Here is a 14,176-nt window from a genome sequence, read left to right as displayed (position 1 = left end):
TTAGCGAGGCGCTGCGATTAGACGTTGCGGAACACGACGACGGCGTTGTGCCCGCCGAAGCCGAAGGAGTTGTTCAGCGCGATGATGTCGCCCTGCGGCAGGTCGCGGGCGGAGGTGACCACATCCAGCGGGATCTCCGGGTCCTGGTTATCCAGGTTGATGGTCACCGGTGCGCGGCGTTCGTAGACGGCCATCACGGTCATCACGGACTCCACGGCGCCCGAGGCTCCGAGCAGGTGGCCGGTCTGCGACTTGGTCGCCGAGACGGCAACGTTCGAAACATGGTCTCCGAGCGCTGCCTTCAGTGCGGTGTACTCCGGCTTGTCGCCCACCGGAGTGGACGTCGCGTGGGCATTGACGTGCACCACGTCGGTTGCCTGCGCACGGGCGTCGAACAGGGCGGCCTTCAGCGCCCGGGTGGCGCCCATACCCTCGGGATCCGGTGCCGTGATGTGGTAAGCGTCGGCGGTGACGCCGGAACCGGCGAGCTCGGCGTAGATGCGGGCGCCGCGGGCCAGGGCATGTTCCTCGGCCTCCAGCACCAGCGCACCGGCGCCTTCGCCCATGACGAAGCCGTCGCGGTCCAGGTCGTAAGGACGCGAAGCACGCTCGGGATCGTCGTTGCGCTTGGACAGCGCCTGCATGGCGCTGAAGGCAGCGATCGGCATCGGGTGGATTGCGGCTTCGGCGCCGCCGGTCATCACCACGTCGGCCTTGCCGGCCCGGATCAGTTCGATGCCCATGGACATCGCCTCGGTGCCTGAAGCACAGGCGGAGACGGGGGTGTGGGCACCGGCGCGGGCGCCCAGGTCCATGCTGACAGCGGCAGCAGGTCCGTTAGGCATCAGCATGGGAACGGTCATGGGCAGCACGCGGCGCGGACCGCGGTCACGCAGCGTGTCCCAGGCGTCCAGCAGCGTCCAGACGCCGCCAATGCCGGTAGCGAATGCCACGGCCAGCCGGTCGTGGTCCACGTCTTCGATGCCGGAATCCTTCCAGGCTTCACGCGACGCGACGACGGCAAACTGGGTGGAGGGGTCCATCCGCTTGGCTTCGACCCGGGTCAGTACTTCGTCGGGCCGGTTGCTGGCCTTGGCGGCGAACGTTACCGGCAGTTCGTACTTGGTTACCCAATCATCTTCGAGGGTATGGGCCCCGGAAACGCCCTTGAGGGCATTGCGCCACATCGTGGGGACGTCGCCGCCAATCGGGGTGGTGGCGCCGAGGCCGGTGATGACTACTTTGCGTGCCATTGATTCAGTCTCTCAATAGTGATTGGGCGATAAATCTGGTGCGGCGGCCGGACTGGGGAATCACCCGCCGGCCGCCGGATCCCGGGCGAGCCCGGGCAACGCGGAACTAGGCCTGGGCGTTGACGATGAAGTTGACGGCGTCGCCGACGGTCTTGAGGTTCTTGACCTCTTCGTCGGGGATGCGCACGCCGAACTTCTCCTCGGCGTTGACCACAATCGTCATCATCGAGATGGAGTCGATGTCCAGGTCGTCGGTGAAGGACTTGTCCATCTCGACAGCCTCCGGGGCCAGACCGGTTTCTTCGTTGACGATCTCGGCCAGACCGGCCAGGATTTCTTCGTTGCTAGCCATGGTGGCTCCTTTTCTTGTGCTGCCGGACGGTGTCCGGACGGGGTTTCAAACCGCGTTCTGCGGCCTGGTTCTGGTTGGAATGTGGGGGAGGCCCGACTACCGCAAGGCAGTCTACGGCAGGACGATGACCTGCGCGCCGAACACCAGGCCGGCGCCGAAGCCGATTTGCAGGGCCAGTCCGCCGGAGAGCTCGGGGTTTTCCTGCAGCAGGCGGTGCGTTGCCAGCGGGATCGAGGCGGCCGACGTGTTGCCGGCGTCGGCGATGTCGCGGGCCACCACTACGCTCTCGGGCAGCTTCAGCTGCTTGACCATCTCGTCGATGATGCGCATGTTCGCCTGATGCGGGACGAAAGCGGCCAGATCTTCCGGCTGCAGCCCGGCGGCCGCCAGCGCCTGCTTGGCCACCTTGGCCATTTCCCACACGGCCCAGCGGAACACGGACGGCCCGTCCTGGCGCAACGTCGGCCAGAGCTTGGTGTCCTTTTCGTCAAAGGTGTCCGAGACGGCGGACAGCGAGCCGGCGGCCTCGGCAGCCAGCGACAGCTCGCGCACGGAATTGAGCGAGTGGGTCATGCTGATGGTGTCCCACTTGCTCCCGTCCGAGCCCCACACCGGCTTGCTGATGCCCGGGATGTCGGAGGGGCCCACGATGACGGCGCCCGCGCCGTCGCCCAGCAGGAAGGAGATGGTGCGCTCGGTGTTGTCGATGACGTCGGAAAGCTTCTCCGCACCGACCACCAGCACGTAATCGGCGGTGCCGGACCGGACCAGTGCGTCGGCCTGGGCGATGCCGTAGCAGTAACCCGCGCAGGCGGCCGATATGTCGAAGGCGGGGGCCGGCGTGGCGCCCACTCGGTCGGCCAGGGCGGCAGCGGCCGACGGCGTGGCGTACGGGTGCGACACGGTGGAGACGATGACGGCGCCGAGCTGGTCGCCGGTGATGCCGGCCTGAGCCATCGCTTCCTTGGCAGCGCCTTCGGCCATGTCCAGTACGGAGGTGTTGGCGTTGGCCCGGTGGCGGGTGACGATTCCGGTCCGTTGGCGGATCCACTCGTCGGAGGAATCGATCCACTGGCAGACATCGTCGTTAGTAACGATGACGTCGGGGCGGTAGGCGCCGATTCCCAGCACGCGAGAGAAGTCGCGGAGCGGGGTCTGCTGAATGACGGGGGTGCTCACTTCTCGGATTCTCCAGACATGCTGTTCAGGACGGGGGTCTGTTCGGTGTGTTCGGCGATGAAGGCTTTAGCTGCGTCCAGATCGTCCGGCGACTTCAGCGACATGGTGGCCACGCCCTTCATGCCGCGTTTGGCCAGCCCGGTCAGGGTTCCGGCCGGCGGCAGCTCCAGCAGCCCGGTGATGCCGACGGACAGCATCTTCTCCATGCACTTGTCCCAGCGCACCGGACGCGAGACCTGCGCGATCAGGCTGTCCAGGTTCTCCTCGCCGCCGACGACGGGTTCGCCGTCGTAATTGGAGAGCAGGGTCAGTAACGGCATCGCCGGCTTCAACTGCGGGCGCAGGTTTTCCAAAGCGCTCACCGCGGGGGCCATGTGCTCGGTGTGGAAGGCGCCGGCCACCTTCAGCGGGATGACCCGGGCCTTGGCCGGAGGGTTCGCGGCGAACGCCTGCAGCTGCTCCAAGGTGCCGGCGGCAACCGTCTGGCCGCCCCCGTTGGCGTTGGCCGGGGTCAGGCCGGCGGCCTCGATGGCGGCCAGCACTTCGTCCGGATCGCCGCCGAGCACGGCGCTCATGCCGGTGGGAGTCTGCGCGGCGGCACGGGCCATCGCGTTGGCCCGCTCGCGCACTAAGTTCATGGCATCGTTCTCGGTCAGCGCGCCGGAAACGGCGGAGGCGGTGATCTCCCCGACCGAATGGCCCGCGACGACGGTGGACAGGTCCAGCGCCTCGTCTGCGGTCAGGGCGCGGGCGGCCAGCAGGCCTGCGGCAACGATCAGCGGCTGGGCGACGGCGGTGTCCTTGATGGTCTCCTCATCGGACACGGTCCCGTGGGAGAGCAGGTCCAGCTGCGCGATGTCGCTGAGCAGCCCGAGGTGTTCGGCCACGCCGGGTACCTCAAGCCAGGGACTGAGGAATCCGGGCGTCTGGGAGCCCTGGCCTGGGCAGACTATTGCAAGCACGTATTCAAGCTTTCCAAAGAGGAGATGGTTTCCACGGTGTTTCGGCACACGAAGCTCGCCGGACCGCTTTGTAGGAAGTCTACAAGGTAGTGCCGATTGTCGCAGGCTACTGACGGGATGGCGAGCGGTCCTTCGGGCTCCGCGCCGGAGCAATCAGCCGGCCCACGCCGAGCGCGGTCTGGAGCACGAAGGCTTCGCGCGGCAGCAGCGGATCCCAGCCGGTCACATCGCACACCCGGCGCAGCCGGTAGCGCACCGTGTTGGCGTGGACGAACAGTTCGCGCGCCGTGGCTTCCAGCGAGTGCCCTAGGGACAGGTAGCTGGAGAGTGTTTCGACCAGCCCGTTGCCAGCGTTGACCAGCGGAACGTAGATGTACTTGTAGAGGTCCCGCCGGGCAATATCATCGCCGGACATTACTCGCTCGGGCCACAGGTCGTTGGCCGCCACCGGCCGCGGTGCCGCCGGCCAGGCCTTCGCGGCGCTGAGTCCGGCGAACGCGGCCTGCGCCGAGGTGCTGGCGTCCACCAACGAGCGGGCCTCGGGCCCGTAGACCACGGGACCGGGGCCGAAAAGGTCGGCCAGACGGACGAACGCGGTGTCTTGGTCTGTCACGCCGCCCAGCACCAGGATCAGCCGGTCGCCTTGGATGCCCACCAAGGTGTCGGCGGCATAGCGGGAGCTGGCGCGGCGCAGCTCGGTGACGAAGCTCGGGCCCGGTTCACCGGGGGAGCCGCCCACCATCACCGTGATCGGGCCGGTGGTCTTCCAACCGACCGCGGCAATCCGGGAGCGCAGCGCATCGGAGCTTTCGCCGCGCAGGATCGCATCTACCACCAGCGCCTCAAGCCGGGTGTCCCACGAGCCGCGGGTCTCGGCCGCGCGGGCGTAAACGTCCGCGGCGGCGAAGGCCACTTCACGGGAGTAGCGCAGCACGGCTTCGCGCAGCTGGGCTTCGTCGCTGCCGCTGGCCAGGTCCGCGACTTCGTCCTCCACCGCTTCGACCACCACGCGGATCAGCTGCAGGGCGCGCTGCAGGCTGATGGAGCGGGTCAGCTCGGTGGGGGCGGTGCCGAAGACGTCGTTCATCACCCACGCGGGGGAGGTGGGGCGTTCGTACCAGGTGACAAAGGACGCGATGCCCTTTTGTGCCACCAGGCCCAGGGCGGACCGTTCGTCCGGCCGCAGTCCGCGGTACCAAGGCAGGTCCGAGTCCAGCCGCTTCAACGTGGCCGTGGCCAAGGCGCCGATTTTGGACCGTAGCCGGTCCAGCGTCTCCGGGTTGCCGGTGGCCGCGCGGTCGGCCTGCCGCCCTGTGCCGGCGCGGCGGCGGGCGGGGGATGTTGCCGCCGTCGGCTTGGTTTCGGCGGGCTTTTGGGCGGACTTCTCGGCCGGCTTAGCCGCGGCGGACTGTTCAGAGGTCTGCTGCGGGGCGGTATCCCGGCCCTGCTGGGTGGCCTGCTGCTCAGCCGGCTGCTCAGCATCGTTGGCGGTCTCGGTCCGGGCTTGGGGCATGCAAAGAGCATACGCACTCGGCGGTGCAAGCTCCATTCGGGCTTTTGTGTGGTTCCTACTAAAACAAGCGGCGGACCCTGCCGTGGAAGGCTGGGTCCGCCGCTTGGACAGTGGCGCTGTTGCCGGGTTAGGACTCGCCTCCGGCGTTGCCCGAGGTGCCGGCGTTGACGTCCATCAGCCGGTACTTCTCGAACGCATCCTTGGGCACGTTCGCATCCACCTCGCCGCGCCGGGCCAGCATCTGCAGCGCCCGGACCACAATCGAGTGGCTGTCGATCTTGAAGAAGCGCCGGGCAGCGGCACGGGTGTCGGAGAACCCGAAGCCGTCGGCGCCGAGCGTGGCGAACTCGTTCGGCAGGTACTGCCGGATCTGGTCCGGCACGGCAGCCATGTAGTCGCTGACGGCCACGATCGGGCCGGTGGCGCCTTCGAGCTGCTGCGCGACGAACGGCTTGCGCGGCTCCGAACCGGGGTTCAGGAAGGCTTCTTCCTCGGCGGCCAGGCCGTCGCGGCGCAGCTCGTTCCAGCTGGTCACCGACCAGACATCGGCGGAGACGCCCCAGTCCTCGGCGAGCAGCTGCTGGGCTTCAAGCGCCCACGGCACGGCCACGCCGGAGGCCAGCAGCTGGGTGCGCGGGCCGTCGATCTTGGCCGGAGCCAGCAGGTAGATGCCCTTGACCAGTCCCTCGACGTCCAGTTCCTCGGGTTCCGCGGGCTGGACGATCGGCTCGTTGTACACGGTCAGGTAGTACATCACGTTGGGATCCGGGTGGTTCCCGCCGTACATGCGCTCCAGGCCGGAGCGCATGATGTGCCCGATTTCGTAGCCGTAGGCCGGGTCGTAGGTCACCACGGCCGGGTTCGTCGAGGCCAGGATCGGCGACTGCCCGTCGGCGTGCTGCAGTCCTTCGCCGGTCAGGGTAGTGCGTCCCGCGGTCGCGCCGATCACGAAGCCGCGTGCCATCTGGTCGGCGGCGGCCCAGAAGAAGTCGCCGGTGCGCTGGAAGCCGAACATCGAGTAGAAGATGTAGATCGGCACCAGCGGCTCGGCGTGGGTGGCGTAGGAGGTGCCGACGGCGGTGAAGGCGGCGGTGGAGCCGGCTTCGTTGATGCCGGTATGCAGGATCTGGCCCTGCGGGGACTCCTTGTACGCCAGCACCAGATCGCGGTCCACGGACAGGTAGTTCTGGCCCTTGGGGTTGTAGATCTTGGCGGTCGGGAAGAACGAGTCCATGCCGAAGGTCCGCGCCTCGTCCGGAATGATCGGCACCACGCGGGCCCCGAACTCCTTGTCCCGCATCAGGTCCTTCAACAGCCGGACGAACGCCATGGTGGTGGCGGCCTGCTGCTTGCCGGAACCGCGCTTGGCCACTTCGTAGGCCTTGTCGTCGGGCAGGTGCATCGGCTTGTGCTCGGTCCGGCGTTCCGGCACGGCCCCGCCCAGGGCGGCGCGGCGTTCCATCATGTACTTGATCTCCGGGGCGTCGGGCCCCGGGTGGTAGTACGGCGGACGGTACGGATCGGCTTCGAGCTGCTCGTCGCTGATCGGGATCCGCAGGTGGTCGCGGAAGTCCTTGAGGTCCTGCAGGGTCAGCTTCTTCATCTGGTGGGTCGCATTGCGGCCCTCGAAGTGCGTGCCCAGGCCGTAGCCCTTGACCGTCTGGGCCAGCACCACAGTCGGCTTGCCCTTGAACTTGGTGGCCGCATCGTAGGCCGCAAAGACCTTGTGGTAATCGTGGCCGCCGCGCTTGAGGTTCCAGATCTGCTCGTCGGTCATGTCCGCAACCATTTCCTTGGTCTGCGGGGTCTTGCCGAAGAAGTGCTCGCGGACGAACCCGCCGGACTCGGCCTTGTACGTCTGGTAGTCGCCGTCGAGGGTGGAGTTCATGATGTCCACCAGCGCGCCGTCGCGGTCCTTGGCCAGCAGCTCGTCCCACTCGCGGCCCCAGGTCACCTTGATGACGTGCCAGCCGGCGCCGCGGAAGAAGGCCTCAAGCTCCTGCATGATCTTGCCGTTGCCGCGCACCGGTCCGTCCAGGCGCTGCAGGTTGCAGTTGATCACGAAGGTGAGGTTGTCCAGCTTTTCGTTCGCGGCCAGCTGCAGGAAGCCGCGCGACTCCGGCTCGTCCATCTCGCCGTCGCCCAGGAACGCCCAGACATGCTGGTCGGAGGTGTCCTTGATGCCGCGGTTGTGCACGTAGCGGTTCAGCTGCGCCTGGTAAATGGCGTTGGCCGGGCCGATGCCCATCGACACGGTCGGGAACTCCCAGAACTCGGGCATGGACCGCGGGTGAGGGTAGGACGGGAGGGCATGGCCCTCGCGGGACTTTTCCTGCCGGAAGCCGTCAAGGTCTTCCTCGGTGAGCCGGCCTTCCATGAACGCGCGCGCGTACATGCCGGGGGAGGCGTGGCCCTGGAAGAAGACCTGGTCGCCGCCGCCGGGGTGGTCCTTGCCGCGGAAGAAGTGGTTGAAGCCCACTTCGTAGAGAGTGGCCGCACCGGCGTAGGTGGAGATGTGCCCGCCGACTCCGATGTCGGGGCGCTGGGCGCGGTGCACCAGCATGGCAGCATTCCAGCGCATCCAGGCGCGGTAGCGGCGCTCGATTTCTTCGTCGCCGGGGAACTCCGGTTCCTGGTCCACCGGAATGGTATTCACGTAGTCGGTGGTGGTCACCATCGGCACGCCAACGCTCTGCGCACCCGCACGTTGCAGGAGGGAGCGGACAATATATTGGGCACGTTCAGTGCCCCGGGAATCCACCAGGCCGTCGAAGGATTCGATCCATTCGGCGGTTTCTTCGGGATCGCGATCCGACAGCTGGCTTGTCAGCCCGCTCAGGATGTGCGAGGTATCTTCTCCTGCGCTCACGTCCAACCTCTCATACGTGCAGATTGTGTCTGCGCTTTACGTGGCATAGCGACCCGGCGCAAGGTCCGGCCGGGAGGATATTCTTCACTGCCACTCTAACTGTTCACCGCATTACAGCGCAGCCGAAGCCCCGCATGCCAGTTATTACGACGACGGCGGGCGGGCACCGCCGTCGACCGCCTCCGCCGCACGCTTCTTTAAGCCGCTAGCGCCGCCCCCGGACCCGACCCACCAAGGCCGCGCGCACCGCCGTCGTCCCTCTTCTGTGTCCCCCAAAAGAGGGACGCGACGTGACAAAATTCCGCCCGGTCTTGCGGGTGGCTTGATGCGATGGCGATTAGGGTGTTGGCTTGTAACTAGCAACACGCTCACTTTTTCCGGTGGGCGGATCAATACGTTCCATACAGGAGGAGCACAGTGGGCGAGGCCGAAGCCGCCGCAGTAGAGAATGTGGCAGGCAATTTGGGTTTCAAAGACGGAGACCTAATCCAGGAATTCGGCTACGACGAGGACGTGGACTTCGATCTGCGCGACGACATCGAGGACCTCACCGGCTCCGAGCTGCTCACCGAGGACGACCACGACGTGGTTGACGCGGCGATCCTGTGGTGGCGCGACGGCGACGGGGACTTGGTGGACACGCTGGTCGATGCTCAGACGACGCTCGCCCCCGGTGGCGTGGTGTGGTTGCTGACGCCCAAGTCGGGCCGCGACGGCTACGTGCCGGCATCCGACGTGCAGGAAGCGGCGCCGACCGCCGGCCTGCACGTGACCACTTCTGCCGGCGTTTCCACCGACTGGTCCGCAAACCGGCTGGTCAGCAAGCGGACCAACAAGTGAGCGCGGCCGCACCGCAAGTGGGCCTTCCCGCGCCCGAATTCGAGCTGGTCAACCAGTTCGGCGAACCCATCCGGCTGTCTGCACTGCGCGGCGGGAACGTGGTGGTGGTGTTCTACCCGTTCGCGTTCTCCGGCATCTGCACCGGAGAACTGTGCGAGCTGCGCGACGACCTTGGCGCCTTCCGCAGCGAAAACGCCCGCGTCGTCGCGGTCTCCGTGGACCACAAGTTCGCGCTGCGTGCCTTCGCCGAGCAGGAAGGCTACGAGTTCGACCTGCTGGCCGACTTTTGGCCACACGGCGAGGTGGCCAAGGCCTACGGCGTGTTCGACGAGGAATCCGGCATGGCCCTGCGCGGCACCTTCATCATCGACGCCGAGGGCATCCTGCGGCACGAGATCCGCAACCCGCGTGCCCAGGCCCGCGACATCCAGGAATACCACCGCGTGCTGAAAGAGCTTTAGCCGCCATGGAGTTGCTGGCGCCGGCACTCGAGATCTTGGCCGGACGCCGTCTGGCCGTCTTGACCGGCGCCGGTCTCAGCACCGATTCCGGCATCCCTGACTACCGCGGCCCCACCTCGGTGCCGCGCACCCCGATGACCTACCAGCAGTTCGTCGGCGACGAGGAACTGCGCCGCCGCTACTGGGCCCGCAACCATGTCGGCTGGCGGCACATGCACCACGCCGCGCCCAACCCCGGTCACTACGCGCTCGCCGCGATGGAGACCAACGGCGTGGTGGGCGGCCTGATTACACAGAACGTGGACCGGCTGCACGAAGATGCCGGCAGCGTGAACGTGATCGATTTGCACGGCCGCTTTGACCAGGTCATCTGCCTTAACTGCGGCGACGTCACCACCCGTTCCTCGTTGGCTGCCCGGCTGGAGGAACTCAACCCGGCCTACGCCGCCACCGGGGACGACGGCGACGTGGCCCCGGACGCCGACGCCGACGTGGCCCACACCGCCCACTTCGTGGTGGCGGACTGCCTGGTCTGCGGCGGCATGCTCAAGCCGGACTTCGTCTACTTCGGCGAGAACGTCCCCAAAGACCGGGTCGCGGCCGCCTACGCCATGGTGGACGACGGCGAGGCGCTGCTGGTGGCCGGTTCGTCGCTGACCGTGATGAGCGGCCTGCGCTTTGTCCGGCACGCCGCCAAGCACGGCAAGCCGGTGGTCATCATCAACCGCGGCGCCACCCGCGGCGACAACCTGGCCGACGTGAAGCTGGAGGCCGGCGTCTCCGAGGCGCTGGGCTATCTGGCCGCCGAGTTGCCCGGCCTGCTCCAGCAGCCCGCCTGAACTGCTCCAGCAGCCCGTGCTAACTGCCACAGCAGTCCGCCCGAACTGCTCCTGAAACAGACGACGGCGGAGCCTGCCGATGGTGCCCTAGCCCACCTGAGCAGCCGATCAGGTTTAAGGATCCATCGTGTTGCTTGCCACTGAAGTTTGGTTGGCGTTCACGCCCATTTATCCGGTAGAGTAAATCCTCGTGATGTTGCGGCGGATAACGCTCCGCGGTCCCGCTTTCGACATTACAACGGGTCTTTAGCTCAGCTGGTAGAGCGCCACGTTTACACCGTGGATGTCATCGGTTCGATCCCGGTAGGACCCACCTGCAACCCCGTGTTCTCTCGCCAAACTGGCGGGAAAACGCGGGGTTTCTTCGTTCCCGACCTCGCCCATGGTTCACCCACCTGTGCACTCGATACCGGATCGTTCAGTCTTGATCAGATCTTTGGCTATTGCCCCATCATGCAGGTGTAACGTGTATCTCCCGGCGATGGCTACATGGGGGTAGGGAGAACCGGATTGATGAGGTAACGGCCCCGTCCTCCGTGGGGGAGGGGCGGGGCCGCTCGTCGATATTGGGAGACTGGGCTGGTTGCGGCATTCGCCTCCAAGACACCTCGGCCAAGAATCCTCGGCAAAGAATCCTCGAAGTCTGCACATTGGGGCTGGCGTCAACACAAACCCTGCCGTGTACCGGCAGGACCCGAGTGAGTGAACCCGTGATTACTGGTTTTTTGAGAGGGGCTGCATCAAACCGACTTGCTCAACACGGCCTAGTCGGACGCGTCGTCGAGGAAGGTGACGTTTTGGATGCCCATCGAGTTGAACATGCCGGTTAGCAGGACTTCGGCGTTTTTGGCAGCCTGTTTCCGCAGCTCCGATTCCTCCGCGGCGGTCGCCATTCTTGTTTCAGCGAGTTTGTAGAACTCGGCTTGCTCGGGCGTCTTGAACGCATCGGCCACCCGGTCCATAATGCCGCGGTCCTGGTCGTAGATATAAGACCGGTCAAAATTGAGGTTGGGCTTGTCGAGTTGCGGCTCTGGCAACCTGACGGTCAGCGACTTCCCATCCGCGGACAGCTCCAGGTCCTTGTCGGCGAGATCTGACAAATCAATATAGGAATTGACGGTGCCCGCCGCGACAAAAAGCGTGCGTCGTCCAGCGATGAACCCGGGCCAAGCGGGGTCGTCCTCAACGTCGAGCACCACCTCGAAGTTGCCCACCACTGAGTGGAGCTGACTAATCTCTTGTACCGACTTCAACAGCACAGGCTGACTTCGGTCGACCCGGTTGTTCTGGAACGGATTGAACCCAACCATGTTCACGACCCCGAGCGCGGCCACTGCCAGAACGACTAGGAACGCGATGCGTTTGAAAAGCTTGGCGATCATCGTCGCCCTTCTATGCCCGCGGAACGACATGATGCCGTTCCTGTCTATGCGCCTGTCCGGCGGGTGCCGGCAGCCAAATTCAGCCTCAGTGTAGCGCCCATGTTCGAGGATGCCGGCGAACCCACGCCGGGCTGCCGGCGCCGGGCGAATACGCAGTTTCCGGCAAAGGGAAAGGCACTGTCCCTCAATGAGGGACAGTGCCTTTCGGGCAGCCGTTAGATGGGGGATCAACGGGACTGCCAGGGGATCGGCGGTGCAGCGCTTGGAGATGGGGGCTCCAAGGCATTCAAAGGCAACCGCCTCGAGCCAGTCTGCCATGGCGATGGGCATTTCTCAACCACAATCATTGAGTTTTCCAACGTGTCGTCCCGGGGGTGCAGGGCCTGGCAAAAACCCGCACGAATCAGCCCCCGCGGCGTTCCAGAAAGGGCCTCTAAGAGACGGGATCGCGCAGATGCTGAGCGAAGGCTGAGGGGACGCTGCATCATGCAATAACGGTTAAGCAACAGCGCTCCCGAACCCTCCCCAAGCACCTGACTGTCTGCAAGGCTGTACCGGTCATGCTGGTTTTCGTTGGGGGCAACATTGGACAGATTCTGCCGCAGTGCGGGCCACACCTTCATCCACACGCGCACCGTGACGTCCAGGCGCTGTGCCTATTGCGGCACACACCGCTGGCCGTGGTCAGTCCAGGATCCGGGCCAGATGACGCGGCGGGACCTGTTGGAGGAAAGCGCACTGCTCGCAGAAACCCAGCGGGACGCGATCAGCCCCGAGGCTCCGTTCGCCGCCACACCCAATGTCCAAGCAGCAGAGGACGCGGCCGACGGCGCTGCCAGACCGGGAGCTCCCACAGGGGACGCCGCCGGTGATGATGCCCTTGACGCCTGGCTGCGCTTCCGCCCCTCTACCGCATCGGGTGAATGAGCCGAAGCTAACGTCGGCACGCTTAGCCGGTGCCGCCGGTCGCGACTAGGCTTGTTGAGGAACCTCGGCCCGCTCGGGCTGTTCGCTGACGTCCCTGCCCGCGGGGACCGCCCACACTTGGAGATTCAATGAGCGCACACATCGGTGTGACAGGTCTGGCCGTCATGGGTGCCAACCTGGCACGGAACTTTGCCCGCAATGGCTACACGGTCGCCCTGCACAACCGCTCGGTGGCAAAGACGGACGCGCTGCTGCAGGCGCACGGCGACGAGGGCGAGTTCATCCGCACCGAAACGCTGCAGGAGCTGGTGGACAACCTGCAGAAGCCGCGGCGCGTGCTCATCATGGTCAAGGCCGGCAAGCCGGTGGACTCGGTGATCGAGCAGCTGGTCCCGCTGCTGGAAGAAGGTGACATCGTCATCGATGCCGGCAACTCGCACTACGAGGACACCCGTCGCCGCGAAGCTTCGCTGGCCGAGAAGGGCCTGCACTTTGTCGGCATCGGCGTCTCCGGCGGCGAGGAGGGTGCGCTGCTCGGCCCGTCCATCATGCCCGGCGGCTCCCGCCAGTCCTATGACTCGCTCGGCCCCATGCTGGAAAAGATCTCTGCCAAGTACGACGGCGAGCCCTGCTGCCGCTGGATCGGCACCGACGGCGCGGGTCACTTCGTCAAGATGGTGCACAACGGCATCGAATACGCGGACATGCAGGTCATCGGCGAGGCCTACGATCTGCTCCGCACCGGAGCCGGCCTCGAGCCGCAGCAGCAGGCCGAGATCTTCACCGCCTGGAACAAGACCGAGCTCTCGTCCTTCCTGATCGAAATCACCGCGGAGGTCCTGGCCCATACCGACGCCAAGACCGGAAAGCCGTTCGTCGACGTCGTCGTTGACTCCGCCGGCCAGAAGGGCACCGGCCGCTGGACCGTCGTCTCGGCACTGGAGCTCGGTTCGCCGGTGTCCGGCATCGCCGAATCGGTCTTCGCCCGCGGACTGTCCTCGCAGCGCGGCCAACGTGGCATCGCCCAGGATGTCCTGACCGGGCACGAAGAGGACGTCGAGGTGCCGCAGAGCTTCGTCGAGGACGTGCGCCAAGCGCTGTTCGCTTCGAAGCTGGTCAGCTACGCGCAAGGCATCGACATGCTCGGCTCCGCCGCTGGCGAGTACGGCTGGGAGCTGAAGCTGGACGAGATCGCCTCACTTTGGCGGGCCGGCTGCATCATCCGCGCCGAACTGCTGGACGACATCATGAAGGCCTACGCCGGCGACTCCAAGCCGGAGAACCTGCTCTTCGCCCCGGCGTTCGCCGAAGCCATCGGTGCTGCCGTGCCGGCCTGGCGCCGGGTGGTGGCCACCGCCGTCCAGCTGGGCATCCCTGTGCCGGTGTTCTCGTCCTCGCTGGCTTACTACGACGGCCTGCGCCGCAAGCGCCTGCCCGCCGCCTTGACCCAGGGCCTGCGCGACCTGTTCGGTGCCCACACCTACGGCCGCACCGACGCCGAAGGAACCTTCCACACCCTCTGGAGCGGCGACAAGTCCGAAGTCCCCGCCGTCGACACCCACTAACCATGCGGTGACTCACCGAAGTCGCCCTCACCGG

At 66.1% G+C, this 14,176-nt stretch carries 12 protein-coding genes and 1 tRNA gene; 6 read left to right on the top strand and 7 right to left on the bottom strand.

Features of this window, described 5'->3' with window-relative positions; genetic code table 11:
- Positions 1–17: 17 nt before the first annotated feature.
- The 6 genes from fabF to aceE form a co-directional block, all read right to left on the bottom strand.
- Entirely contained in the window at positions 18–1,253 is a 1,236-nt protein-coding gene (gene fabF, locus AC5RWX_RS07445; RefSeq protein ID WP_493943332.1) for a beta-ketoacyl-ACP synthase II, read from the bottom strand.
- 106 nt (positions 1,254–1,359) lie between these two features.
- Positions 1,360–1,605, bottom strand: a complete 246-nt coding sequence (locus AC5RWX_RS07440; RefSeq protein WP_127514824.1) for an acyl carrier protein — start codon at positions 1,603–1,605, stop codon at positions 1,360–1,362.
- A gap of 111 nt (positions 1,606–1,716) precedes the next feature.
- A complete protein-coding gene (locus AC5RWX_RS07435) occupies positions 1,717–2,784 on the bottom strand; it encodes a beta-ketoacyl-ACP synthase III (protein WP_494076974.1) in 1,068 nt (355 codons plus the stop codon).
- Entirely contained in the window at positions 2,781–3,746 is a 966-nt protein-coding gene (locus tag AC5RWX_RS07430) for an ACP S-malonyltransferase (RefSeq protein ID WP_494097164.1), read from the bottom strand. Before AC5RWX_RS07430 ends, AC5RWX_RS07435 begins: the two co-directional genes overlap by 4 nt.
- A 106-nt stretch (positions 3,747–3,852) precedes the next feature.
- Positions 3,853–5,259, bottom strand: coding sequence for a PucR family transcriptional regulator (locus tag AC5RWX_RS07425; RefSeq protein WP_494097163.1), 1,407 nt, complete (start codon positions 5,257–5,259; stop codon positions 3,853–3,855).
- A gap of 127 nt (positions 5,260–5,386) precedes the next feature.
- On the bottom strand, positions 5,387–8,128 hold the full coding sequence (gene aceE / locus AC5RWX_RS07420) for a pyruvate dehydrogenase (acetyl-transferring), homodimeric type (RefSeq protein ID WP_494076972.1): 2,742 nt from the start codon (positions 8,126–8,128) through the stop codon (positions 5,387–5,389).
- Positions 8,129–8,545: 417 nt separating this feature from the next.
- Here aceE and AC5RWX_RS07415 point away from each other — a divergent pair, with 417 nt between their 5' ends.
- The 4 genes from AC5RWX_RS07415 to AC5RWX_RS07400 all read left to right on the top strand — a co-directional run bounded on the left by AC5RWX_RS07415 (position 8,546) and on the right by AC5RWX_RS07400 (position 10,581).
- A complete protein-coding gene (locus AC5RWX_RS07415; protein ID WP_493942126.1) occupies positions 8,546–8,968 on the top strand; it encodes a DUF3052 domain-containing protein in 423 nt (140 codons plus the stop codon).
- Complete coding sequence (locus AC5RWX_RS07410; RefSeq protein ID WP_494097162.1) at positions 8,965–9,429, top strand: peroxiredoxin; 465 nt, start codon at positions 8,965–8,967, stop codon at positions 9,427–9,429. The genes AC5RWX_RS07415 and AC5RWX_RS07410 overlap by 4 nt, the downstream gene beginning before the upstream one ends.
- Before the next feature lie 5 nt (positions 9,430–9,434).
- On the top strand, positions 9,435–10,268 hold the full coding sequence (locus AC5RWX_RS07405; RefSeq protein WP_494097161.1) for an NAD-dependent protein deacetylase: 834 nt from the start codon (positions 9,435–9,437) through the stop codon (positions 10,266–10,268).
- A gap of 240 nt (positions 10,269–10,508) precedes the next feature.
- Positions 10,509–10,581, top strand: a tRNA-Val gene (locus tag AC5RWX_RS07400).
- Between the two features lie 451 nt (positions 10,582–11,032).
- Here the strand turns inward: AC5RWX_RS07400 and AC5RWX_RS07395 are convergent.
- Entirely contained in the window at positions 11,033–11,980 is a 948-nt protein-coding gene (locus tag AC5RWX_RS07395; protein ID WP_494097160.1) for a DUF4230 domain-containing protein, read from the bottom strand.
- A 375-nt stretch (positions 11,981–12,355) separates the two neighbouring features.
- Here AC5RWX_RS07395 and AC5RWX_RS07390 point away from each other — a divergent pair, with 375 nt between their 5' ends.
- Both AC5RWX_RS07390 and gnd read left to right on the top strand, forming a co-directional pair.
- Entirely contained in the window at positions 12,356–12,577 is a 222-nt protein-coding gene (locus tag AC5RWX_RS07390) for a hypothetical protein (protein WP_494097159.1), read from the top strand.
- Positions 12,578–12,705: 128 nt separating this feature from the next.
- Positions 12,706–14,142 carry an NADP-dependent phosphogluconate dehydrogenase gene (gene gnd / locus AC5RWX_RS07385; protein ID WP_494097158.1) on the top strand — a complete coding sequence of 479 codons (1,437 nt, stop codon included), beginning with the start codon at positions 12,706–12,708 and terminating at the stop codon, positions 14,140–14,142.
- Positions 14,143–14,176 lie beyond the last annotated feature (34 nt).

The sequence above is a fragment of the Arthrobacter sp. SPT-J7 genome, assembly GCF_059089965.1.
The sequence above is the reverse complement of the archived record's forward strand: the minus strand, read 5'-3'. Positions and strand labels throughout refer to the sequence as shown.